The following is a 21,010-nucleotide window of genomic DNA, read 5'->3' as shown; positions in this document are numbered from 1 at the left end:
CATGGGCGGGAGCGGGGCGCTCCGCACCCGAGTTTCGCCAAGCCGTGCCGGAGACGCCGGCGCGGAGGGGCGCGATCCGGTTGTGTACGACCGTACGCATCCTTGTGTACGCTCGTACATATGGTGTATGTGACGCTTGCCGCGGCGATCATCTCCGAGATCCTGGCGACGACCTCGATGAAGTACAGCGACGGCTTCAGCAAGCTGTGGCCCTCGCTCGGCACGGTGCTGGGATACGTCATCGCCTTCGTGCTGCTCGCGAAGACGCTGAAGACGATGGACGTCGGGACGGCGTACGCGATCTGGTCCGGGGCCGGGACGGCTGTCGTCGCGGCGATCGGGATGGTGTTTCTGGGGGAGGCGGCGACGGCGGCGCGGATCATCGGGGTGGTGCTGGTGATCGCGGGGGTCGTCGTGCTGAATCTGGGCGGGACGCACTGATGCCGCGCCGTTACGACCCGGACCGGCCGCAGCGGATCATCGACGCGGCGATCCGTGTGGTGGGCGAGCGGGGCATCGCCGGGCTCAGTCACCGTGCGGTGGCGGCCGAGGCGGACGTACCGCTGGGGTCCACGACGTACCACTTCGCCTCGCTGGACGACCTGTTGACGGCGGCGTTGCGGCAGGTCAACGGGGAGTGGCTGACCGGGATCGAGGTGTGGGTGCGGGGTGTGGATCCCGCGGCCCCGCTCGCGGACGAGGTGACGCGGCTGGTCGAGGAGTGGCTGGGCGGGGGTGAAGGCGGAAGCGGCGACCGGGCGCGGGTGGAGCTGGAATACGAGCTGTATCTCGCGGCGCTGCGGCACGAGGCGGTGCGTCCGCTCGCGGCCGAGTGTCTCGATGCCATGGTCGAGCTGCTGGAGCGGCGGACCGGCGACAAGGGGACGGCGCGGGCGCTGGTCGGGCTGATCGACGGGCTGATGTTGCAACATCTGCTGACGGGGCGGACGTTCGACCGGGCGGAGGTGCGGGATGCGGTGGCGAGGGTGATCGGGTGAGGTGAGGTGCCGGTGGCGTGCCGTGGCTTGCGGTGGCTTGCGGTGGCTTCCGGTGGTCGCGCGCGGGGCGCCGTTCGATCACCAGCCAACTTGTGGCGTGTGTCCGTTCCCGTGTAGATCTTGTTCGTTAATGATCACCTGGGGGGTTCGTGCGGCGTTCCGCGCCCGTAGCCACCCGGCGGTACGAGGCGAGCGAACACACGTGAAGAGAAAGACCCGGGGCGCGGGCGCGCAGGCGGACGGTACCGAGAACTGGTACACCGGGCCGGCCTGGCGGGACCGGGCCGGGCGGGCCGCGCGGCGGCGGAAGCGGATACGTACCGGCGTGGCGGTGGTGATCGTCGCCGCTGGGGTGGTGACGCTCGCCGTGAACCCCGGTGACATGCGGTCGAAGCTGCCCGGCCTGGCCGGTGGTGACGCCGTGGCCCAACCCTTGCCGGCCGAGACCGCTGCACCCGGCTCCGCACCCGCCGACGAGACGTTCCCCGCCACCCCCACCCTGAAAGAACCCTTCGCCGGCTCGCCCGCCCTGCGCTACGCGGACGGCGCCGCCGGCCTCGTCCCGCCGGAGGCCAAGGCCGTGGGGCGACTGTCGCAGGACGAGGTGGCGGACGTCCTGCGCAAGGCCAGGGACCTGCTCGTCGACGCCAACCTGAACCCGCGCACGCTCCGCGGCGAGCGGCCCGCGGCGGCGCTGGACCTTGTCGACCCGCTCCAGCCGGGAACGCGACAGGACCTGGAAGCCTGGCTGGCGAAGCCGGGCCGCGAGCACGACCCGTTGCAACTGTTCACCCGCTTCGACCCGCGCGAGGCGCGGCCCGCCGGCGACGTCGTCAAGACGCGGGGGCGGATGACGTTCAAGGAGGGGCAGGACGGCGCACTGGTGATCCACTCCGACTACACCTTCGTCTACCCGGTCGTACGGGCCGCCCAGGGCGCCTCCGAGGTGACCCGTACGGTGGTCCGCCGGGTGGTGGACGTCGAGGTCAACGACCCGGAACGTTTCCGGGCGACGCTGGGCAAACTGGCCCTGACCAGGTACAACTCCGACTTCGGCAATACCGCCTGCGAGGTGTACGACGGATTCCTGCACCCCCGGTTCGCGGACGGCCGATCAGGGCCCATGACGTCGGGGCCGGAGGTCGATCCGTACGACCGCAGCAAGGAGCTGAGCGAGGACGAGGCGGGCCACTGCGGCACGGTGAGCCGGATCTAGGTGCCGGGCCAGGGGCAGGGCTGGTGCCGAGTCGGGGGGTGGGGCTGGTGTCGGCCTGGCCCGGGGCGGGGCTGGCGCCGGGGGCGGTTCCGGGTGTGGGGCCGGGGCCTGGCCTGATCCCGCGTCGCGCCCCCCGGGACCGGTTCGCCTCCACCGCCCCCCTCCGGTTAGGTTTTCGACATGACCGATGCTGCTACCTCCACCCCCGCCACCGGCGCCGTCGCCGCCGGGCTCGCCACCGTCACCACCGACGGCACCGTCCTCGACACCTGGTTCCCCGCTCCCGAGCTGGTCGCCGACCCCGGCCCCGCCGGGACCGAGCGGCTGACCGACGAGCGCGCCGTCGAGCTGCTCGGCGAGGCCGCGCCGAAGGCGGTCGGCCCGGACCCGCGCCGTGGTGTCGAGGTCGTGGCCGTCCGTACGGTCATCTCCTCGCTGGACGACAAGCCGCTGGACGCGCACGACGTGTACCTGCGCCTGCACCTGCTCAGCCACCGGCTGGTCAAGCCGCACGGCCAGAGCCTGGAGGGCATGTTCGGCCTGCTGGCCAACGTCGCCTGGACCTCGATCGGCCCGGTGCCCGTCGACAAGCTGGAGACCGCGCGCCTGAACGCCCGCGCCGAGGGCCTGCACCTCCAGGTCACCAGCGTGGACAAGTTCCCGCGGATGACGGACTACGTCATGCCGGCGGGCGTACGGATCGCCGACGCGGACCGCGTGCGGCTGGGCGCGCACCTCGCCGCCGGCACCACCGTCATGCACGAGGGTTTCGTCAACTTCAACGCGGGCACCCTCGGCACCTCGATGGTCGAGGGCCGTATCTCCGCGGGCGTCCTCATCGGCGACGGCTCGGACATCGGCGGCGGCGCCTCCACCATGGGCACCCTGTCCGGCGGCGGCAAGCAGATCATCTCGATCGGCGAGCGCTGCCTGCTCGGCGCCGAGTCCGGCATCGGCATCGCGCTGGGCGACGAGTGCGTGGTCGAGGCCGGCCTGTACGTGACCGCGGGCACCCGTGTCACCATGCCCGACGGCCAGATCGTCAAGGCCGCCGAACTCTCCGGCGCCGACAACATCCTCTTCCGCCGCAACTCCACCACCGGCACCGTCGAGGCCCGCCCCAACAAGGCCAACTGGGGCGGCCTGAACGACGTGCTGCACAGTCACAACTGAGCACGCGCGCCGCACACGGCACAGACCGCGGCCCGGTGGGAATCCCCGCCGGGCCGCGGTCGTGTGCGGTGGGTGCTGTGGCCGGTATCGGACGGTGCCAAGCGGGGCGTCCCTGGGTCACCATGGCGGGACGGTGTTCGACGGACCGGCCGTACGTACCGTCCTTGGAGGCGTCATGAGGCTGGGTAAAGCGCTTGCTGTCGGTTTCGCGGAGGAGAGCGAGGAGTGCGCGGAGGGCGTGCCGTGCGCGGAGGAGACGGCCGGGGCGACCGCGCTTCCTGACGAGGTGGTGGCCGACGGCGTGCCGGAGCGGGACCCGGTGCCGGCCGGGCGATGAGGCTGCGGCTGCCGGAGGAGCGGCCTGCGACGCCGCCCGCGGGGTTCAAGCTCGCGCATCCGGTGATCTCGCACGACGGGACGCGGGCCGGGTTCGCCGGGGTTTCGCTCGGTGGTGCGTTGCCGTACGGGTTCGTGGACGAGGCTCGCTGTGTGTACGGGCGGCGTCATCGCTGCCCGGCCCTGCGCTGTGATTGTGGGTTCTACTGCTTGCATACGTTCGATCAGGCGCTGGCCTTGGCGTGTGCCGGTGAGCACCGGAGAGCGGTGCTGCTGGAGGTCACCGTGCTCGGGGCGTACATCCGTTTCGAGCGCGGGATGCGGTACGAGCGGCAGCGGGTGCGGGTGGCGCGGGTCGGCGCGTGTGCGTGCGGCCGGATGCCGTGCGCGTTCGCGGATGCCGGGTGGGGGCGTACGGGCTGGCGGGTGCTGACGGCCGTCTGCGCGGAGTGCGCCGCCCGGCGTGGGCGTACGGCGTTCGCGTCGTGGACGGCGGTGAGCTTCGCGGAGTTCGTACGGTGCGGGGGCGGGCCGCTGCGGATCGTTGCGGGTGGGGAGCCGGGGGAGCCGGAGGGTAAGGAGGAGGCGGTGTCCGAGGTGCGGTCGGTGCCCGAGCTGGCTGCTGAGGCTTCGCTCATGCAGGCCCGGCTCGACTGGTTGCAGCGGGAGCTGGCGCGGTTCACCGGCGGCGGCAGGGTTTCGTGACCGTATCCGTACCGTACGGAGACGGAGGCCGGTCGGGCGCCGTCTAGGCTGACGCGTATGCGCGATCTTGTGGCGGGAACGGGGTACCTGGGGAAAGGGCAGCGCTGGGTTGCCCGGCACGGCCGGTGGTGGGGGTTCGGGATGATTCCCGCGCTCATCGCCCTCGTGCTGTACGCGGGGGCGCTGGTCGCGCTGGCCTTCTTCGCGGGTGACCTCGCGGCCTGGGCGACGCCCTTCGCCGACGGCTGGGGATCGCCCTGGCAGGGGCTGCTGCGCGGGCTGTTCGTCGCGCTGCTGTTCGCGGGCGGTCTGCTGCTGTCCGTACTGACCTTCACCGCCGTCACGCTGCTGATCGGCGACCCGTTCTACGAGTCGCTGTCGGAGAAGGTGGAGGAGAGCGAGGGCGGCTGCCCGCCGGGTACCGGACTGTCGTTGTGGCGGGAGCTGTGGATCTCGCTCAGGGACAGTGTGCATGTGTTGGTGCGGGCTGCCGGGTTCGGGCTGCTTTTCTTTGTGCTGGGGTTCGTGCCGGTCGTTGGGCAGACCGTGGTGCCGGCGATCGGTTTCTGTGTGTCGGGGTTCTTCCTGACGGTGGAGCTGACCTCGGTGGCGATGCAGCGGCGCGGTATCCCGGTGCGGGAGCGCCTGCGGATGCTGCGCGGCCGTAAGGGGCTCGCCGTCGGGTTCGGCACTCCGCTGGTGCTGCTGTTCCTGGTGCCGTTCGTGGCCGTGTTCCTGATGCCGGGGGCGGTGGCGGGGGCGACGCTTCTGGTCCGTGATCTCTCAGGTGAGGATGGGGACGAGGGGGAAGCGGAGGAGGCTACTGCTGCGCCGTCTTCAGGGCCGTCGCCAGCTCGCTGGTGATTGCGGGGCCTGCTGCCAGAAGGGGTGCGCGGACCGGTCCGGAGGGTAGTCCGAGCACGTTCAGCAGGGCCTTGGCGGTGACCGCGCCGGGGTGTTCCGTCCCCGTCATCGCTTCGACGAGCGGTACGAGGCGGAGGTAGCGGCGCGTGGCCTCGGCCGGGTCGCCCGCGTCGTACGCGTCGAGGACGGCCCGTACCTCCCGCGGCGCGGCGTTGGCCACCGTGCTGACGCAGCCGACGGCGCCCATCGCGCGCAGGGGGAGGGTCTGCTCGTCGCAGCCCGCGTAGTAGGCCAGGCCGGTCGAGGCCAGTATCTTCGCGGTCTTCATGAGGTCGTACGCGCAGTCCTTGACACCCTCGATGCGTGGATGCTCCGCGAGCCGTTGGAGGGTGTCGGCGGTGAGTGCGGTACCGGTGCCGGTGCGGCCGGGGATGTCGTAGAGCATCACGGGGAGGTCGGTGGCGTCCGCGACCGTACGCAAGTGGTGGGCGACGGCTTCCCGGCCGGGGCGTGAGTAGGCAGGGGCGGCGACGAGCAGGCCGTGGGCGCCGGCCCGTACCGCGGCGCGGGCCAGTTCGACGGTGTGCCGGGTGTCGCTGGTGCCGACCCCGGCGGTGATCCGCGCCCGGTCGCCGACCGCCTCGGCGACGGCCCTGATCAAGGCCTCCTTCTCGGCGTCGGTGGTGGTGGGGGACTCGCCGGTGGTGCCGCTGAGGACGAGGCCGTCGCAGCCCTCGCCGACGAGGTGGACGGCGAGGCGCTGGGCACCGTCGAGGTCCAGGCCGCCGTCGGCGCGGAACGGGGTGATCATGGCGGCGGTGGTGCGGCCGAAGGGCGGTGGGGACGGGACGCTGCTCGTCGAGATCATGGAGCGGAGTCTGACCCCACCGTAGTCTTCAGGTCTACTTAGATGTGCTCCCGTAAAAGGTAAGCAGTGCTACGGCGAGCGGGGTGCTACGGCTTCAGGCGCAGCACCTGCGGGTCGTGGTCGCTCGACTGGTCCGCGTACTCCGCGTTGATGTGCACGATGTCGTAGTCCACGCGGCGCAGGTGGCGGCTGGTGAGCATGTGGTCCAGTACCTGTGAGTTGCCCTGATAGACGTAGCCGTAGCGCTCGCCGCGCGGCAGGCGGTCGACGAGGTCGGTGAGGACGCCGCCGGCGGTCAGGGCCTTGAGGGCGGGGGAGAACGGGAAGTCGTTGAGGTCGCCGGCCACCACGACATCGGCCCCCGGGTCCACGGCCAGGACGTCCTCGACGAAGCCGTGCACCGCCTCGGCCTGCTGGACGCGCTGGGTCTCCGACGTACGGGCCGGCGGCTGGAAGCGGCTGTCGAGGCCCTGGTCGCCGCCCTTGGAGTTGAAGTGGTTGGCGACGACGAAGACCGGGCGGCCCCGGAAGCAGAACTGGCCCACGAGCGGCTTGCGGCTGTTGGCCCAGGCCGTGTTGCCGGGGTCGATGCGGCCGGGCGAGGCGGTGAGGCGGGGCCTGCCGTGCGTCCCGGTCACCTGGACGGGGGTGGTGGCGTCGCCCCCGGCGACATCCGTGAACGAGACGCGGGCGGGGTTGAAGAGGAACGCGGTACGGATGTTGCCGCCGGGCTGGCCGCCGTCCTGGTTGTTCACCGGGTCGATCTGCCGCCACGCGTAAGAGGGGCCGCCGGCGGCCTTGACGGCGTCGGTGAGCTGCTTGAGGGTCGCGTCCGCCGAGACGGTTCCGTCGTTCGTCGGGCCGTTGTCGTCCTGCACCTCCTCCAGCGCCACGATGTCCGGTGCCGCCAGGTTCTTCACCAGCGCCTCGGCGAGCCGAGCGAACTTGGCGGGCGGTGTCTTCGGGGAGAGGTTCTCGACGTTGTACGTGGCCACGGCCAGCTCGTCGGCGCGCTGCTCGCGGGTGGTCTCGCGGGCCGGGCCGCGGTCGTCGAGCGTGCCCAGTTCGGTGGCGGCGATCCCGTACCCGCCGAAGTTGTCGTAGTCCAGCGGGCCGGCGGTGGTGCCGGTCAGCCGGTCGCCGGTGTCGGCGACCGGGAAGGGCCGCTGGGCGAAGGGGATGAGCGATGTGATCTTGATGCGGCCGGGGTTGGGGTCCTGGTACGAGCCGTACAGCGCGCCGCCGCGCACGGTGCGGCCGTGGCGGGGCTCGGCGGTCGCCCACAGCTCGTTGTGGGTGCTGGTGGGGCCGATGACGGAGGCGTCGGCGAGCGAGACCCGCATGCCCTCCAGGGACTCGTAGCGGTCCAGGGCGTACGCGTTCGGGCGCAGCGGCAGGTTCTCGATGCTCTTGCCGCCCGCGGACGGGGCGTATCGGTCCGGCACGGTGGAGGCGGTCAGTTCGACGGCCGCCGGGAGCGGGTTGCCGGCGGACGCCACGGTCCAGGTGGCGTCGGTGATCTCGGTGACGGACTGGAGGCCGGCCTGCTCACCGCCCGGGTAGTACTCGCTGACCGTGCCGGAGACCCGTACGGAATCGCCGACGGCGGCCTTCGGCGTCTGCTTGCCGGTGAAGACGAAGATCGCCTCGCTGGTGGCCGGGTCGCGGTCCGGCCGCGGGTCCTGCACCCAGAAGCCGCGGGCCGAGCCGAAGGCCCGTACCGCCGTGACCGTGCCGGGCACGTCGGCGACCTGTCGGCCCGCGAGCGGCGAGATCCGGGTCGTGCCCTGGACGTCGTGGATGCGGGTGACCGCGGCGGACGCGGTCTGCGGTACGGCGAGCAGCCCGCCGGTCAGCGCGGCGGCGACCAGCGCGGTCAGCGTGGCGGGCCTGCGCAGGGCGCGGCGGCGGGGCGTACGGCTCGTACGGATCGGTTCGTGCGGCGGTACGTGCGGTGGGGTGTGCGGCGGTATCTGCGCGGACACGGAGAGCCTCCGGAAGGCAGGCGAGGGGGTGGGGAACAGCGGATGAAAGGCGTGAACGCAGCGGAGCGGAAACGGTCCGGCAGCCTCTACGCGCGTCAATCTCTTGTGTGGCCACGGCAGTTGTCAAGGCTCGCCGGGTGTCCGGGAACGGAAACCAAGGTGAACCGCCCGAGATGCACGGAATTCCGTCTACGCTGGGGCTTCGCACGAGCCGTAGTCCGCACGAGGAGCTGAGCCCGAGATGTCCGCAGACCGCCCCACCCTGCCGCCGGTGCGGCTGCACTCCGACGCGGAGCTGGCGCGGGACGCGCTGAGCGCACCGCTCTTCGCCCGTGCCGCGCGGCTGGCCCGCTGGGCCGAGGCCGGCGTCCCCGTCGGAGTCGGCGGCGAGCTCCTTGAGGAGCGGCTGGCCGATGCCGTCGACCACCTCGGTCTGGCCGGGGACGAGGACGGCGCCGGGTACGCCGCCGAAGCCTGGCAGCTCGCGGTCGACACCGGACTGGTGGAGATCGAGGAGACCGAGGAGCCCGAGGAGGGCGCGGAGAGCGCGGGGGACGGCGACGAGCTGCCCGAGGCCGCCACCGGCACCGCCGCTCCCGGCGAGGAACTGTCCCTGCTGGCCTCCGGCAGCCCGCAGGACATCCTCGACATCTGGCTCGGCGGCATGGAGACCGTACTGGCCGACGCCGTGGCGCCCGACCTCTCCGACATCGCCGACCAGATCGCCGAGGGCGGCGAACTGGACCTGGACGCGATCGACTGGAACCCGGAGGAGGAGGCCGAGCTGCTGGACGGCATCCTCGGCAACCTCTACCTGCTCACCGCCCTCAACGAGGACCCCGCGCAGGCCGTACCGCTGCCCGCGCTGGCCGCCTCCATGATCGTCCCGGACGACATGGACGAGCCCACCGACGACATCCTCGAAGAGGTCTCCGAGGCGATGATGCGGCTCGACGACCAGTTCCGGGTGCTGCAGCCGATCGGCCTGGTCGACTACCAGCCGGTGGACGAGGCGCTCATCGAGGAGCTGGACGAGGACGGCGCCACGGTGCGGCCGGCCGAGCCCCTGGAGGACGAGGACGTCTCCCGGTACGGCATGGTCCGGCTCACCCCGCTCGGCGTCTACGCCGTACGCGCCCGGATGCTGGACGCGGGCGTCGACGCGCCGGCCGTCGGCGACCTCACCGACAAGGGCGCCGACGTCCTTCTGGACGCGCTGCCCGACTACCCGGAGCCCCTGGCGCAGGCCGAGTCCGAGCAGTGGCTCGCCGCCCGTACGCCCGTCGACGCCGCCCGTGACCTGCTCTCGGCCGCCCGCGGCGACGACGAGGACGGGCCGCGGCGCCGGCTGGCCTGCCAGCAGACGCTGTCGCTGGCCGGAGCCCAGGCCGAGCCCGCGCTGCGCGAGGTGCTCGACGACGGGCAGCTCGGCGGTCTGGCCCGGGTCTGGCTCGCCGAGCGCGGTGCGGCCGACATCCCCGAGCCGTCCCAGGACATGATCTTCTGGCTGACCGTGGACACCATCGCGGCACAGCTCGGCGCGGCCGAGGCCGACGAGGAGAGCGCGGCCGAGCTGCGCGGCCTCGTCGAGGGCGTGGTAGGTCAGCACAACGGCTTCTTCGACGCCGCCTGGCGGGTGGACCACCCGGCGACGTCCGACGTCCTGGAAGCCATGGGCCGCCTCCACCCGGACAAGAAGACCGCCAAGGAGGCCCGCAAGGCCGCGTTCAAGGCGCGGTCCCGGCAGGGGGGCTGAGCGTTCGCTCCTTCGTGGCAGGGGGCGAGCTTCCTGGCAGGGGGGCTGAGCGTCCGCGGCTTCCTGGCAGGAGGGGCCTCCCGGCTCCACGTGACCGGCGGGCGGCCGGAGCATTTCGGTGCTCCGGCCGCCCGCCGGCGTCTTCCGCGGCGGTGCGCCGTCAGCACACCAGTTGGGTCACGCAGTTGAACGTGGTGGACTGGCCGTTGAAGCCGTAGGTGCCGCGGTAGGACAGCGGGACCTGGAACTGGCCGATGATGGTGACCGTCGTGGCGCAGTTGCCGCCGGTCCCCGGACGCTTGGCGTCGATCCGCAGCGAGCTGCCGATCGAGCCGCCGGTGATGTCCCACGGGGCGCCGCAGATGCCGGAGGTGATCCGGCCGCCCGTGACGGCGTTGGTGTTCGGGTTGTAGTTGATCTCCATGTCGAAGGTGAGCGCCTGGTTGTGGAGCGCCATCTTCTGGGTGACCTGGAGGGCTTCGGCCGAGACCTCGCGCTGTACGGCGAACGCCTCGTCGCGGGTCTTGACCTCGGACCCCTGGGCGTTGACGAACTGGTGCTCGCGGCCCGGACCCTTCCTCTTCTGCGCTGCGCTGGACATGGCTCTCCCTCGGGCTCGATGGGTCAGGCCAGCTGCTCGGCGATCTCGACGCGCAGCAGCGTGCGGACGGTCTCGATGTGGTTGACGACGGTGACCGTCGACGAGCCCGCGAAGAGCAGTCCGACCGCGACGTTGTCGAGCGAGGTGACCAGCGAACCGGAGTCGCCGCCCGCCGAGATGTTCGTGGTCATGATCTGGTCCTTGAAGCGCGCCGTGCCGGCCGTGCCGTAGTTGACGTCGACCGTGGCGTCGGTGGAGACGATCCGTCCGAAGCTGATGTTGGTGGTCCGGCCGGTCTTCTTGACCAGGTCGCCCACCGCGACCGACGACTTGCGGCGCCACGCGCGCGGCGCGCCGCTGAAGTACTGCTGCCGGGTGGCGTCCTCGAACTCGATCTTCGCGAGGGCCGCGTCCACCACGTTGTTGTGCTGCGTCAGCGGGATCTGCGGGGCGAACTGGATCGAGATGAAACGGTCCAGCGTGCCGATCCGGTCCGCCGGGTCCGTACCTCCGTCGAACTTGCCCGGCTGGAGCACCGAGCTGCCCAGCGGCGCCCGGTTGGAGTCCGCCAGCACGTGGTTGTTGCTGAGGATGTAGAACTTGCCGGGTACGCCGAGACCGGGCGCCGGCGGGTTGGTCTGGGCGCCGGGCAGGAAGTCGTACACCACGCTGCCCAGCGTGCCCGCGGTGACCTGCACGTTGCCGACGGAGAAGCCGGCCGGGCAGGGGCGCATCCGGCGCTTGAGGAGCTGCGGCTCCAAGGCGCTGCCGAGCTGGCTCAGCTCTTCGAGCAGCGGCTGGGTGAGCGCGCCCATCCGGCCGCCGTTGCTGCCGAGGCCCTGCTCCTGCGCCATCGACCGGCCCTGACCGCTCGGTACGCGCTGCTGGGCCTGCGCGGAGATGTGGCCGACGGCCAGGACGTCGGTCGGGGTGCCGTCGTCCATCTCCCGGGGGATCACGTCCCGTTCGGGGAGCATCGACTCCGGGACCTTCTGCGTGACGAAGACCAGGACGGCTTCCTCGCCCGTGGGCTCGCCGTTGGTCCACTTCACCCCGTGCCCGAAGCCGACGACGTTCGCGGTCGGGTTCTGCGGGTGCATGAAGTCGGAAAGTGCCTGTTGGCGGGAGGTGTCGCTGACCTGACCTCCGGTGGGTCCACGCATCATCTCGGGCTGGTTCACACCAGACCACCTCTTCCCCGGTGGGCGTCCCGCGCGGCTCTCAGCCGTGCGCCCGGTGCCGTACGGACGGGCCGTACGGGCGGGAGCCCTCCTACGGGCGGGAGTGCTCCTGCGGACGGGTGGCTACGGCTGCGGGGCGGGACCGCGTTCGCTTCACGAGCCCGGGCCGTGCACGGCGGCGGGCTCTCAGGGGAGGGCGGGAACCCGGCACGGACTGCTCCCCGGGCAGCTCCGTGCAGCCGCGGATTCTCCGCTCTCCCTACGGGTGATGCAGGTAGGGACTGTCTATTGCCGGGCCGGTCGGCGGTCAAGGAGGTACGCGATAAATCTTGCGCTTGCTGCGCAGATGCCGTTGATGACCTTGTTTGCCATGGTTTTCCGGGCTGTGGAGGAACGCTTCCGGACATCGCGGCGTCGTGTCGGGTTCAACCGGTGTTCGCCGGGGCGCGCGAGGGTGTGCGGCGCAGGGACCGAGCACACCGAACCGGCCGTCCAGGAGATGACCATGCCGCTCACCCGCAGGGACTTCGCCAAGCGCTCCGCCGCAGGCGCGGGCGTCGCACTGACCGGCAGCGTGGGCGTCCTGGCCACGGCGCCCGGCGCCATCGGGCAGCAGGTCCCGGAACAGGGGCTCACGGAGGCGGACGGGCCCGCCCCGGCCGCCGGCGCGCACGGGCGCACACCGGGGTACGGGCCGCTGGTCCCCGACCCGGCGGGCATCCTGGCGCTGCCCGCCGGATTCTCGTACCGGATCATCACCCGGACCGGTGTCACCACCCTGGAGACCGGCGAGCCCACCCCCTCCCACCACGACGGCACCGCCGCCTTCCGGGGCCCGCGCGGCACCACCCTGCTCGTCAACAACCACGAGCTGAAGGGGCCGCGTGCGCAGTGGCCGCACCCCGTACCGCTCGCCGAGGGCCTGGTCTACGACCCGGCGGCGGCCGGCGGCTGCACCGTCGTGGAGATCTCCCGGGACGGTACGCACGTCTCCGAACGGGTCGGCATCGCCGGCACCTCCACCAACTGCGCCGGCGGACGCACCCCCTGGGGAACTTGGCTGACCTGCGAGGAGACCGAGGACAAGGCCGGCCGGAACGGCATGACCAAGGACCACGGCTACGTCTTCGAAGTCGACCCGCACGACCTCCGCGCCGCCCGCGAACCCCGCCCCCTCAAGGCCTTGGGCCGCTACGCCCACGAAGCCGTCGTCGTCGACCCGGACCGAGGACACCTCTACCTCACCGAGGACGCCGACCGCCCCAACGGCCTCTTCTACCGCTGGACCCCGCCGCACGGCTTCCAGCACGGCCGCGGGCGGCTCCGCACACTCGCCGACGACGCGGGGGTCCTGGCCGCGCCGCGCTGCTACGACTCCGGCGGCCGGTTCGTCGACGACCTCTCCCGCGCCACGAGGACCGGCACGGTCTACGGCGTCGACTGGATCGAGGTCCCCGACCGCGACGCCCGCCACACCCCCGTACGCAAGCAGTTCACCGACGGGATGATCACCCGCGCCCGCAAGCTGGAAGGCATGTGGTGGGCCGACGGCGGCGCGTACGTCGTCTCCTCGTACGCCCGCGCGGAGAGCCCGGTCCGCCACGACGGCCAGGTCTGGTTCTACGACCCGCGCCGCCGCACCCTGACCCTGAAGGTACGGCTCGGCGTCAACCCCGACCCCGGCCGGGACGGCGCCTTCGACGGTCCCGACAACATCACCGTCTCCCCGTACGGCGGCCTGATCATCGCCGAGGACGGCGAGGGCGTCCAGCACCTCTTCGGCGCCACGGACGACGGCCGTACGTACCCGATCGCCCGCAACGACCTCAACATCGGCACCGCCGACGACCCCGAGTACAGCGAATTCACCGGCCCGGTCTTCTCCCCGGACGGCCGCACCCTCTTCGCCAACATCCAGGAACCGGGGATCATGCTGGCGATCACGGGGCCGTGGCGGCGGCAGCGGTGACCGCTGCACGGCCGGGGTTCCTGAGGCGGCGTACCTGGCGTGCCCCTCCAGGAATCCCGGCCGGAACGCGCACGTTGTACCGAGGGTGAGCACGCGGACGAGCACGACGACCCAGGCACCCGAGAAGGAGGCGGCCGGGACCGCGGACGCGCCCGCCGGCCGCCTCCGGACCACCCCCTTCTCCCTCCTCGACCGCTCCCGCACCCGCCTCGGCCACCCGGAGGCCGAGGCGCTCCGCGACACGGTGGCCCTCGCGCAGCACGCCGAAGCGCTCGGCTACCACCGCTTCTGGGTCTCCGAACACCACAGCGTGCCGGGCGTCGCCGGGTCCGCGCCGACCGTGCTCGCCGCCGCGGTGGCCTCCGCGACCTCCCGTATCCGGGTCGGGACGGGCGGCGTCATGCTCCCCAACCACCGCCCGCTGGTCGTCGCCGAACAGTTCGGCGTCCTCGCGTCCCTCTTCCCCGGCCGCATCGACATGGGCCTCGGCCGGTCCGTCGGCTTCACCGACGGCATCCGCCGCGCCCTCGGCTCCGACAAGGACGCCGCCGACTCCTTCGCCTCCCAACTCGCCGAACTGACCGCCTACTTCACCGACGGCCCGCGCCCTCACCCCCAGGTGCACGCCCGCCCGGCGGAGGGTCTGCACGTCCCCGCCTTCGTCCTGGCCACCGGCGCGGGCGCGGACATCGCCGCCCGCGCCGGACTGGCCCTGGTCATCGGCGACCTGCGCGGCCGCGACGCGATGCGCGAAGCCGTCGAACGCTACCGCGCCGCCTTCGAGCCCTCCCCGCTCTGGCCCCGCCCGTACGTCATCGTCTCCGGCACGGTCGCCGTGGCCGAAACCCGCGAACAGGCCCGCGACCTCCTCCTCCCCGAAGCCTGGTCGATGGCCTACTCCCGCACCCATGGCGTCTTCCCACCCCTGGAACCGGCCGAGTCGATCGCCGCCCGCGAACCGTCCATGCCGCCAAGACAACGCGACCTGTACGAATCCGCCCTGACCGGCCACATCCACGGCACGGAGCCCGAAGTCGCCGCCCAACTCGACACCCTCCTCACCGAGACCGCCGCCGACGAATTCCTGGTGACGACCAGTACGTACGACCGGGCGGGGTTGGTGGAGTCGTATGAGCGGCTGGGGCGGGTGGTGGGGCTGGAGGGAGCGGGGCGGCCGGATCGGGCAGAGGTGTGAGAAGGCGCCGCGTCATCCAGGGGAGGACACATGTTCGAAGCGGTCGTGTTCGACATCGGGGGGACTCTCGTCAGTGACGAGCGGTACTGGGGTGACCGGGCGGATCGGCTGAACGTGCCCCGTCACATGCTGTCCGGGCTCGTCGGGGCCGTGGTCGCCCAGGGAAGGGACAGCGCGGACGCCATCCGCCTGCTGAGGCCAGGCGTCGACGTCGGAGCCGAGTACCGTGCACGTGGAGCGGCCGGACGGGGCCAGCGCCTGGACGAATCGGAACTGTACCCGGACGCACGTCCGGCGCTCCGTGCGCTGCGCGCGGCCGGAATCCGGGTCCTGATCGCGGGAAACCGGACGGTCCGCGCCGGTGAACTGATGCGTGACCTGGGGCTGCCCGCCGACGCCGTCACGACATCGGGAGACTGGGGAGTGGCCAAGCCGCATCCGGACTTCTTCCGGAGGGTCGTCGCGTTCGCCGGGGCCACCCCGGAGCGCATCGTGTACGTCGGCGACAACCCGGCCAACGACATCGCGCCCGCGCTTGCCGCAGGGCTGCGGACCGTACACGTACGGCGTGGCGTGCACGGATATCTGTGGGCCGACAGCCAGGAAACGGAACGGGCCGACTGGCGCATCGACAGTCTGGCCGAGCTGCCGGCGCTCCTCGCACCGTGAGCCGGCCGCAGCGGCCCAGGCGTGAAACGCCTTACGGCCGGCTTCCGGCCAACTCCTCGACCATGTCCAACGTCAGGCGCCACGGATAGCTGTCCACCTGCTCACCACCGGTCCCGGGAGAGTGGGGCTCCCACGCGCCGGGGCCGTACAGCACATGAACCCCCATGTCCCGCAGTGTCCGCACCGAGCGCCGGGTGGCCGGGTGCGCGTCCAGCGCCGTGGACCAGAACGGCAGCGCGACCACCGGCAGCCCGAGTCCGACCGCTTCGGTGAGCAGGCCGAGGGCGTACGTGTCGGCGATGCCCGCGGCCCATTTGTTCACGGAGTTCATCGTCATGGGTGCGACGATCACCGCATCGGGCGGCGGATTGCGCTTCGCCTCGCCCGCCCGGCGCCAGTCACTCCGTACGGGGCGGCCGGAGGCGGACTCGACGGCGGGAACGTCGAGGAACTCACCTGCTTCGGCCGCGGGCGTGGCGATCACGCACACCTCCCACCCGTCGGCCACGGCGGCCTCGACCAGGCGGACGAGGCGTGTGGCGGGTCCGGCTGCACAGGCGATGAGGTAGAGCACTCGCGGTGTGGTCATGCCGGCACCTGCGCCCGGTGGGCCAGCGCACGAAGCAGGGGCACGCGCCCGGCGCAGTCACGTTGCAGCAGTTCCCCGATCAGTTCCCGCGTCACGGTACGGGACCGTACCTCCTCCGGCGAGGCCTTCTCCGCAGCCAGCAGCGCACGGACCGCTGCTTCCGTACGGCCGCAGGCGTGCAGCGCGCGTGCTACGTCCGACCAGTACGTCGCTCGCCTCTCGGCCACCACGAGCTGCGCGGGGACGACGGTCCGCGCCGCTTGCAGGGCGTGGCCTGCGTCGCCGAGTGCGAGCGCGATCGACAGACGGTGCAGTGCCACGTTGCCGGCTCCGAACGCGGTCCACTGGCGATTTGTCGCTTCTTGCAGCAACGCGGCGGTACGTTCGGCTTCGTCGAGCAACTCCGCTGCCGCGTCCCGGTCCTCGCCCAGCGCGGCGGCCCACGCCCCGCGCAACAGCAGCGCGCCGAAGACCGCGACGCTGTCGGGCGCTGACCTGTTCACCTGCCCACCGAGACGGTCGACACCTGTTATCGCCACGCGCACCGCCTGCCGACGATGGCCGACGGTGGCGATGGCATGGGTCAGAATCCGGTAGGCCGAGCCGATCGCTGACGGGTCCTCGGTCCGCCGGGCCGCTGCTGCCGCCTTTTCGGCGGCGATCCAGGCCGATGCCGCGTCGTCGTACTTGAGGAGCAGGGTTGCTGCCACGTGGTAGGCGTGGACCGCAAGCGGGTCCCTGATTCGCTGTTCGAGCAGCGCGGTCCCGGGGTGCTCGAACCGGATCAGGAGAGCGGGCAACTGCTGTGCGAGCCGCGCGTAGCCACATGCCTGAACGAGTCGCTTGGCTTCCGTGAGGTCCCGGCGCAGCGACTCGGCGGTGCCCGGTTCCTGCTCGCACACCGTGCCGGTGAGAACGTCGCGGATGCCGTCCAGCGGATCGGAGCCGGGGACGGGCAGCACATCGCCGGGACCGGTGGGGATCGTTGCCGAGCCGACCACGGCAAGAGAGTGGGACACGAAGGTCCGACGCCGCATGGCGCCTTCGTCCCGGGACGGAGCGGACGCGCCATGCGCTTCCGGAGGCAGCGGCCGGACGCGGCGCCGGAAACCGAGGGCTTCGGGCGGGCGTCCGAAGAGAGCTGTGAGCACGGTCCGGGCCGTGGGGTGGGGCCATCCCGGGGCCGGGGATTCCCAGCGCCGTACTTGGCGCACCGTCACCGTCGCGTCGATGCCCAGCTCGAACGCCTTGTCCTGGAAGGCGATGACGAAATCGTCCTGAGTGTGCAGGCCCGCACGGATACGGGCGCTGACAAGAAGCGGATTCCCCGGGGGGCCTGGCATGGCGAACCTCCGTGCTGCGTCTCGGCCCAGCGTAAGGGTGCGGAGAACTGGCCAGGATGCGAATGTCCTGGCCGATGTCCTCAAGGGTTGCCTCCTGCGCTGCCTCGTCCGAGAGCGCTGGACCCGGTGTTCTTGGCCGCATGACGATTTCCGCGAAGAGCAGCGCACCCGTCTCCCTGCCCGACTGGATTCCCCGTGGAGCGGGGCTGCGTGTGGTGCGTGACGTGGCCGCGCTCGGGGTGGATGTGGTGTGGCTGGGACGGCCGGCCGGGGAGCGGGTCCTGAGCCGGCTGGGTGGCCGGTCCGGGGCCGTCATCGAGGATCACCGGCGTCCGGCCGGGATGTGCTGGATGGTGCCCGCCGGGACGGCCGGTGGCGTTCGGCTGCCCCCGTGGGAGGACGCGAGCATGGGGGCGGCCCTGTTTGTGCCGGGGCTGGAGATGTGCAGCGAGCTGCTGGGGTGGCGGATGCGGCCGGAGGTTGGTGCGTTGGTCACGAGTCCGGTGGCGCTGCGGGCGGCGGTCATCGCGGTGGGGGCCGGGCGGTGATCGGGTGTGCGGACTGCGGCGCCGTACGGGACGTGATCGTGATTGGGACGGTGCACACCGCCAACGGGGGCGGCGCCGATATCGGGAGGTGTGCGGGGTGCGAGGAGAAGCGGGCGCGACGGCGCAGGGGCGGCAACCGGGTGAAGGGTGCCGCCCCTGACGCGGTCAGAGCGCCGCGCCCCCCGGCTTGACCATGCCGCGGACCGTGCGGGAGTCGACGAATTCGCCCAGGGCGGTCATTTCCCATTCGCCGGAGAACTGGCGGATGAGTTTGGCCATCATGACGCCGGTGCGCGGTTCGGAGTGGGTCAGGTCGAAGCGGACCAGTTCTTCGCCGGTCTGGGCGTCGAGCAGGCGGCAGTAGGCCTTGGCGACGTCGGAGAACTTCTGGCCGGAGAAGGAGTTGACCGTGAAGACCAGGCCGGTGACCTGCGGGGGGATGCCGCCGAGGTGGACGGTGATGGCCTCGTCGTCGCCCGCGCCCTCGCCGGTGAGGTTGTCGCCGGAGTGCTGGATGGCGCCGTTGAGGATCTGGAGCTTGCCGAAGAAGCAGTTGTCGACCTTCTTGCGGTCCGGGCCGTAGGCGATCACGGACGCGTCCAGGTCGATGTCCTTGCCGCGGTAGGCGGGCTCCCAGCCGAGGCCCATGCGGACGGAGGACAGCAGCGGCTGGCCGCCCTTGACCAGGGAGACGGTCTGGTTCTTCTGGAGATTGACGCGGCCCTTGTCGAGGTTGATCTTGCCGGCGCCGGGCGCGGGAGCGGCGGGGGGAGCGGGGGCGGCTGCCGCGGGGGGCGGGGCCATGGGGGCCGGGGCGCCGGTGGGCGGGCCCCACTGGGCGGCAGGAGGGGGCGTGGGGGCGGCGGGAGGCGCGGCCGGAGGAGCCTGCGGGGCCGCCGGCGTGGCCGGTTCCTCGACGGAGACGCCGAAGTCCGTGGCGATGCCGGCCAGGCCGTTCGCGTAGCCCTGGCCGACGGCGCGGACCTTCCAGGCGCCGTTGCGCCGGTAGATCTCGACGACGACGAGGGCGGTCTCCGCGCCGAGCTGGGGCGGGGTGAAGGAGGCGATGACGCTGCCGTCGGCGGCGTTGCGGACCGTGCCGGTCGGTTCGGTGCCGGCGAAGGTGGCGCCGGGCGCGTCCAAGCTGGCGGTCACGACGATCTTCTCGATGCCGGCGGGCACCGCCGCGGTGTCCACCGTGATCGTGTCGCCCGCGCCGCCCGCGCCGGACGTGTGGGTCACGCCCGGGCCGGCCGGCTGGTTGTAGAACACGAAGTCGTCGTCGGAACGCACCTTGCCGTCGGCGGTGAGCAGCAGGCCCGACACATCGAGCCGCACGGGCGCGGTGACGTCCACCGCCACCCGCGAGGCGGTGAGCGGGAGGTTCGAGCCAGGAGTCATAGCGGTCATGCCGGGGATAACGAGTGGCCTTCCTTTGCGGTTCCATTACCGAGGGCCGGACAGGGCCGGTGCCCCGTCCGGGGTCAGCGGCGTTCGCGGCTGTTGCCGAACAGCAGGCGGTAGGCGATGAGGAGCACCAGGGAACCGGCGATGGCGGCGATCCACATCGACGGCTCGAAGAAGTCCTTCGGGATCGGCTTGTCCAGGAACTTCGTGGAGAGCCAGCCGCCTATGAAGGAGCCGACGATGCCGATGAGGGTGGTGCCGACGAGTCCGCCCGGGTCCCGTCCGGGCAGCAGGACCTTGGCGATGACGCCTGCGATCAGTCCCAGTACGAGCCAGCTGACGATACCCATGGTGCGTTCCTCGTTTCCTGCGCGGTTGCGCAACTGATTGATACGTAGACAAGGACGCCGGGAGGGCGGGGCGGGTTGCGTCGGCGGCTGTCGGGCCGTGGCGCGGGTGTCTCCGTGAGGCGACGGGCCCTCGGTACGGCCAGAGGCTTTCGGTGCAGCCAGAGGCTCTCAGTACGGCCAGAGGGGCGGGTTCACGCAGAAGGAGCCGCCCAGGTGGGTGTGTTCGGGGTCGGCGGGGTCGAGGGCGCCGTGCGCGGCGAGGAGTTCGGCCGCGTACGGTTCGGAGTCGTCCTGCGGCGCGTAGCCGAGCGAGCGGGCCGTGGTCAGGTCCCACCAGAGGCGGGTGTTGGCGGAGGAGCCGTAGACCACGGTGTGGCCGACGCCCTCGGCGGTGAGCGCGGCGTGCAGCAGGCGGGCGCAGTCGGGCGGGCTCAGCCAGATCGACAGCATGCGGACGGTGGTGGGCCGCGGGAAGCAGGAGCCGATGCGGACGGAGACCGTCTCGATGCCGTGCAGGTCCCAGTAGAGGGAGGCGAGGTCCTCCCCGAAGCCCTTGGAGAGGCCGTAGTACGTGTCGGGGCGGCGCGGGGTGTCCACCGGGATCGCGCCGGAGCCGTCGGCGGGGCGCGGGGTGAAGCCGACGGCGTGGTTGGAGGAGGCGAAGACGACGCGGCGGACGCCTTCCTCGCGCGCCGCCTCGTAGAGATGGTAGGTGCCTTCGATGTTGGCGCGCAGGATCTTCTCGAAGGGGGCTTCGAGGGAGATCCCGGCGAGGTGGACGATCGCGTCCACGCCGCGTACGGCCGCGCGGAGGGCTTCCTTGTCGGCCAGGTCGGCGGTGACGGCGTCCGGCGCGTCGTCGATGGTCCGCCGGTCGAGGAGTCGGAGCCGGTAGCCGTACGGGGGCAGCAGCTCGCGCATCAGGGTGCCGAGGCCGCCGGCGGCGCCGGTGAGCAGGACGGTGCGGGGTGCGGGCATGGGGCTCCTCCGGGCGGGCTCGGGCGTACGTACGGCTTCATCCGCGGACAGCGTTCAGGTAAGTGGACGATCGCAGTCACCATAGGAAGGCGCGCCGGACCGGGGCAAGGTGCTCGGCGGGACGGGCAAGTGCGGTGGCGGGGGAGGGATTTCGGGGGGCGACGCGGCCGATTCGGGGCCTTGACCGGTCCTGGAGCGCTGCCCTAGCGTGAACGCGTTCATGAATGTGGACACCAGTCAGGGACGTGCATGTGCAGAGGTGGTGGCGTCACCGCGCCC

The 21,010-nt window shown here is 71.9% G+C and carries 21 protein-coding genes; 12 read left to right on the top strand and 9 right to left on the bottom strand.

Annotation, left to right across the window (positions count from 1 at the left end; all coding sequences use genetic code 11):
• The first annotated feature begins 120 nt into the window (after positions 1-120).
• From ACZ4QV_RS28495 to ACZ4QV_RS28465, 7 genes are all read left to right on the top strand, one after another.
• Positions 121-441, top strand: coding sequence for a DMT family transporter (locus tag ACZ4QV_RS28495; protein ID WP_361142455.1), 321 nt, complete (start codon positions 121-123; stop codon positions 439-441).
• Complete coding sequence (locus ACZ4QV_RS28490; protein ID WP_361142453.1) at positions 441-998, top strand: TetR/AcrR family transcriptional regulator; 558 nt, start codon at positions 441-443, stop codon at positions 996-998. Before ACZ4QV_RS28495 ends, ACZ4QV_RS28490 begins: the two co-directional genes overlap by 1 nt.
• A 202-nt stretch (positions 999-1,200) precedes the next feature.
• Complete coding sequence (locus tag ACZ4QV_RS28485) at positions 1,201-2,214, top strand: hypothetical protein (RefSeq protein WP_467763570.1); 1,014 nt, start codon at positions 1,201-1,203, stop codon at positions 2,212-2,214.
• A gap of 180 nt (positions 2,215-2,394) precedes the next feature.
• Positions 2,395-3,387: a 2,3,4,5-tetrahydropyridine-2,6-dicarboxylate N-succinyltransferase gene (gene dapD, locus ACZ4QV_RS28480; protein ID WP_361142447.1), complete on the top strand. Its 993-nt coding sequence runs from the start codon at positions 2,395-2,397 to the stop codon at positions 3,385-3,387.
• Between the two features lie 175 nt (positions 3,388-3,562).
• Complete coding sequence (locus ACZ4QV_RS28475) at positions 3,563-3,724, top strand: hypothetical protein (RefSeq protein WP_361142444.1); 162 nt, start codon at positions 3,563-3,565, stop codon at positions 3,722-3,724.
• Complete coding sequence (locus ACZ4QV_RS28470) at positions 3,721-4,428, top strand: hypothetical protein (protein ID WP_467763569.1); 708 nt, start codon at positions 3,721-3,723, stop codon at positions 4,426-4,428. Before ACZ4QV_RS28475 ends, ACZ4QV_RS28470 begins: the two co-directional genes overlap by 4 nt.
• A gap of 57 nt (positions 4,429-4,485) precedes the next feature.
• Positions 4,486-5,292, top strand: a complete 807-nt coding sequence (locus tag ACZ4QV_RS28465; RefSeq protein ID WP_361142438.1) for an EI24 domain-containing protein — start codon at positions 4,486-4,488, stop codon at positions 5,290-5,292.
• Here ACZ4QV_RS28465 and dapA read toward each other — a convergent pair.
• Both dapA and ACZ4QV_RS28455 read right to left on the bottom strand, forming a co-directional pair.
• Positions 5,249-6,160, bottom strand: coding sequence for a 4-hydroxy-tetrahydrodipicolinate synthase (gene dapA, locus ACZ4QV_RS28460; RefSeq protein WP_361588417.1), 912 nt, complete (start codon positions 6,158-6,160; stop codon positions 5,249-5,251). The genes ACZ4QV_RS28465 and dapA overlap by 44 nt on opposite strands.
• 86 nt (positions 6,161-6,246) lie before the next feature.
• Positions 6,247-8,091, bottom strand: a complete 1,845-nt coding sequence (locus tag ACZ4QV_RS28455; protein WP_467763587.1) for an endonuclease/exonuclease/phosphatase family protein — start codon at positions 8,089-8,091, stop codon at positions 6,247-6,249.
• A 295-nt stretch (positions 8,092-8,386) separates the two neighbouring features.
• On the opposite strand from ACZ4QV_RS28455, the gene ACZ4QV_RS28450 reads away from it, so the two are divergent.
• Positions 8,387-9,901, top strand: a complete 1,515-nt coding sequence (locus ACZ4QV_RS28450) for a hypothetical protein (RefSeq protein WP_361588415.1) — start codon at positions 8,387-8,389, stop codon at positions 9,899-9,901.
• Positions 9,902-10,061: 160 nt separating this feature from the next.
• On the opposite strand, the gene ACZ4QV_RS28445 is transcribed toward ACZ4QV_RS28450, so the two are convergent.
• Together ACZ4QV_RS28445 and ACZ4QV_RS28440 are read right to left on the bottom strand one after the other, a co-directional pair.
• Entirely contained in the window at positions 10,062-10,502 is a 441-nt protein-coding gene (locus ACZ4QV_RS28445) for a hypothetical protein (protein WP_361142429.1), read from the bottom strand.
• A 23-nt stretch (positions 10,503-10,525) separates the two neighbouring features.
• Entirely contained in the window at positions 10,526-11,683 is a 1,158-nt protein-coding gene (locus ACZ4QV_RS28440) for a chymotrypsin family serine protease (RefSeq protein ID WP_361142427.1), read from the bottom strand.
• A gap of 505 nt (positions 11,684-12,188) precedes the next feature.
• Here ACZ4QV_RS28440 and ACZ4QV_RS28435 point away from each other — a divergent pair.
• The 3 genes from ACZ4QV_RS28435 (at position 12,189) to ACZ4QV_RS28425 (ending at position 15,516) form a co-directional block, all read left to right on the top strand.
• Positions 12,189-13,652 (top strand): alkaline phosphatase PhoX, encoded by a 1,464-nt coding sequence (locus ACZ4QV_RS28435; protein ID WP_361142425.1) that lies wholly within the window; start codon positions 12,189-12,191, stop codon positions 13,650-13,652.
• 85 nt (positions 13,653-13,737) lie between these two features.
• Positions 13,738-14,847, top strand: coding sequence for an LLM class flavin-dependent oxidoreductase (locus tag ACZ4QV_RS28430; RefSeq protein WP_361588412.1), 1,110 nt, complete (start codon positions 13,738-13,740; stop codon positions 14,845-14,847).
• A 30-nt stretch (positions 14,848-14,877) separates the two neighbouring features.
• On the top strand, positions 14,878-15,516 hold the full coding sequence (locus tag ACZ4QV_RS28425; protein ID WP_361588410.1) for an HAD family hydrolase: 639 nt from the start codon (positions 14,878-14,880) through the stop codon (positions 15,514-15,516).
• A 31-nt stretch (positions 15,517-15,547) separates the two neighbouring features.
• On the opposite strand, the gene ACZ4QV_RS28420 is transcribed toward ACZ4QV_RS28425, so the two are convergent.
• Positions 15,548-16,105: a flavoprotein gene (locus ACZ4QV_RS28420; RefSeq protein WP_361588408.1), complete on the bottom strand. Its 558-nt coding sequence runs from the start codon at positions 16,103-16,105 to the stop codon at positions 15,548-15,550.
• On the bottom strand, positions 16,102-17,448 hold the full coding sequence (locus ACZ4QV_RS28415) for a hypothetical protein (RefSeq protein WP_361588406.1): 1,347 nt from the start codon (positions 17,446-17,448) through the stop codon (positions 16,102-16,104). Before ACZ4QV_RS28415 ends, ACZ4QV_RS28420 begins: the two co-directional genes overlap by 4 nt.
• Before the next feature lie 140 nt (positions 17,449-17,588).
• Here ACZ4QV_RS28415 and ACZ4QV_RS28410 point away from each other — a divergent pair, with 140 nt between their 5' ends.
• A complete protein-coding gene (locus ACZ4QV_RS28410; protein WP_361588404.1) occupies positions 17,589-17,996 on the top strand; it encodes a hypothetical protein in 408 nt (135 codons plus the stop codon).
• Positions 17,997-18,161: 165 nt separating this feature from the next.
• Here the strand turns inward: ACZ4QV_RS28410 and ACZ4QV_RS28405 are convergent, their stop codons facing one another.
• The 3 genes from ACZ4QV_RS28405 to ACZ4QV_RS28395 form a co-directional block, all read right to left on the bottom strand.
• Complete coding sequence (locus ACZ4QV_RS28405) at positions 18,162-19,397, bottom strand: TerD family protein (protein ID WP_361588454.1); 1,236 nt, start codon at positions 19,395-19,397, stop codon at positions 18,162-18,164.
• Positions 19,398-19,480: 83 nt separating this feature from the next.
• Positions 19,481-19,753 (bottom strand): GlsB/YeaQ/YmgE family stress response membrane protein, encoded by a 273-nt coding sequence (locus tag ACZ4QV_RS28400; protein WP_030021300.1) that lies wholly within the window; start codon positions 19,751-19,753, stop codon positions 19,481-19,483.
• Between the two features lie 168 nt (positions 19,754-19,921).
• Positions 19,922-20,731 carry an NAD-dependent epimerase/dehydratase family protein gene (locus tag ACZ4QV_RS28395; RefSeq protein WP_361588402.1) on the bottom strand — a complete coding sequence of 270 codons (810 nt, stop codon included), beginning with the start codon at positions 20,729-20,731 and terminating at the stop codon, positions 19,922-19,924.
• Between the last annotated feature and the right edge of the window lie 279 nt (positions 20,732-21,010).

It is taken from the genome of Streptomyces sp. NPDC026394 (genome assembly GCF_055567735.1).
Note: the sequence above shows the minus strand (reverse complement) of the source record. Positions and strands in the feature narration are given on the sequence as shown.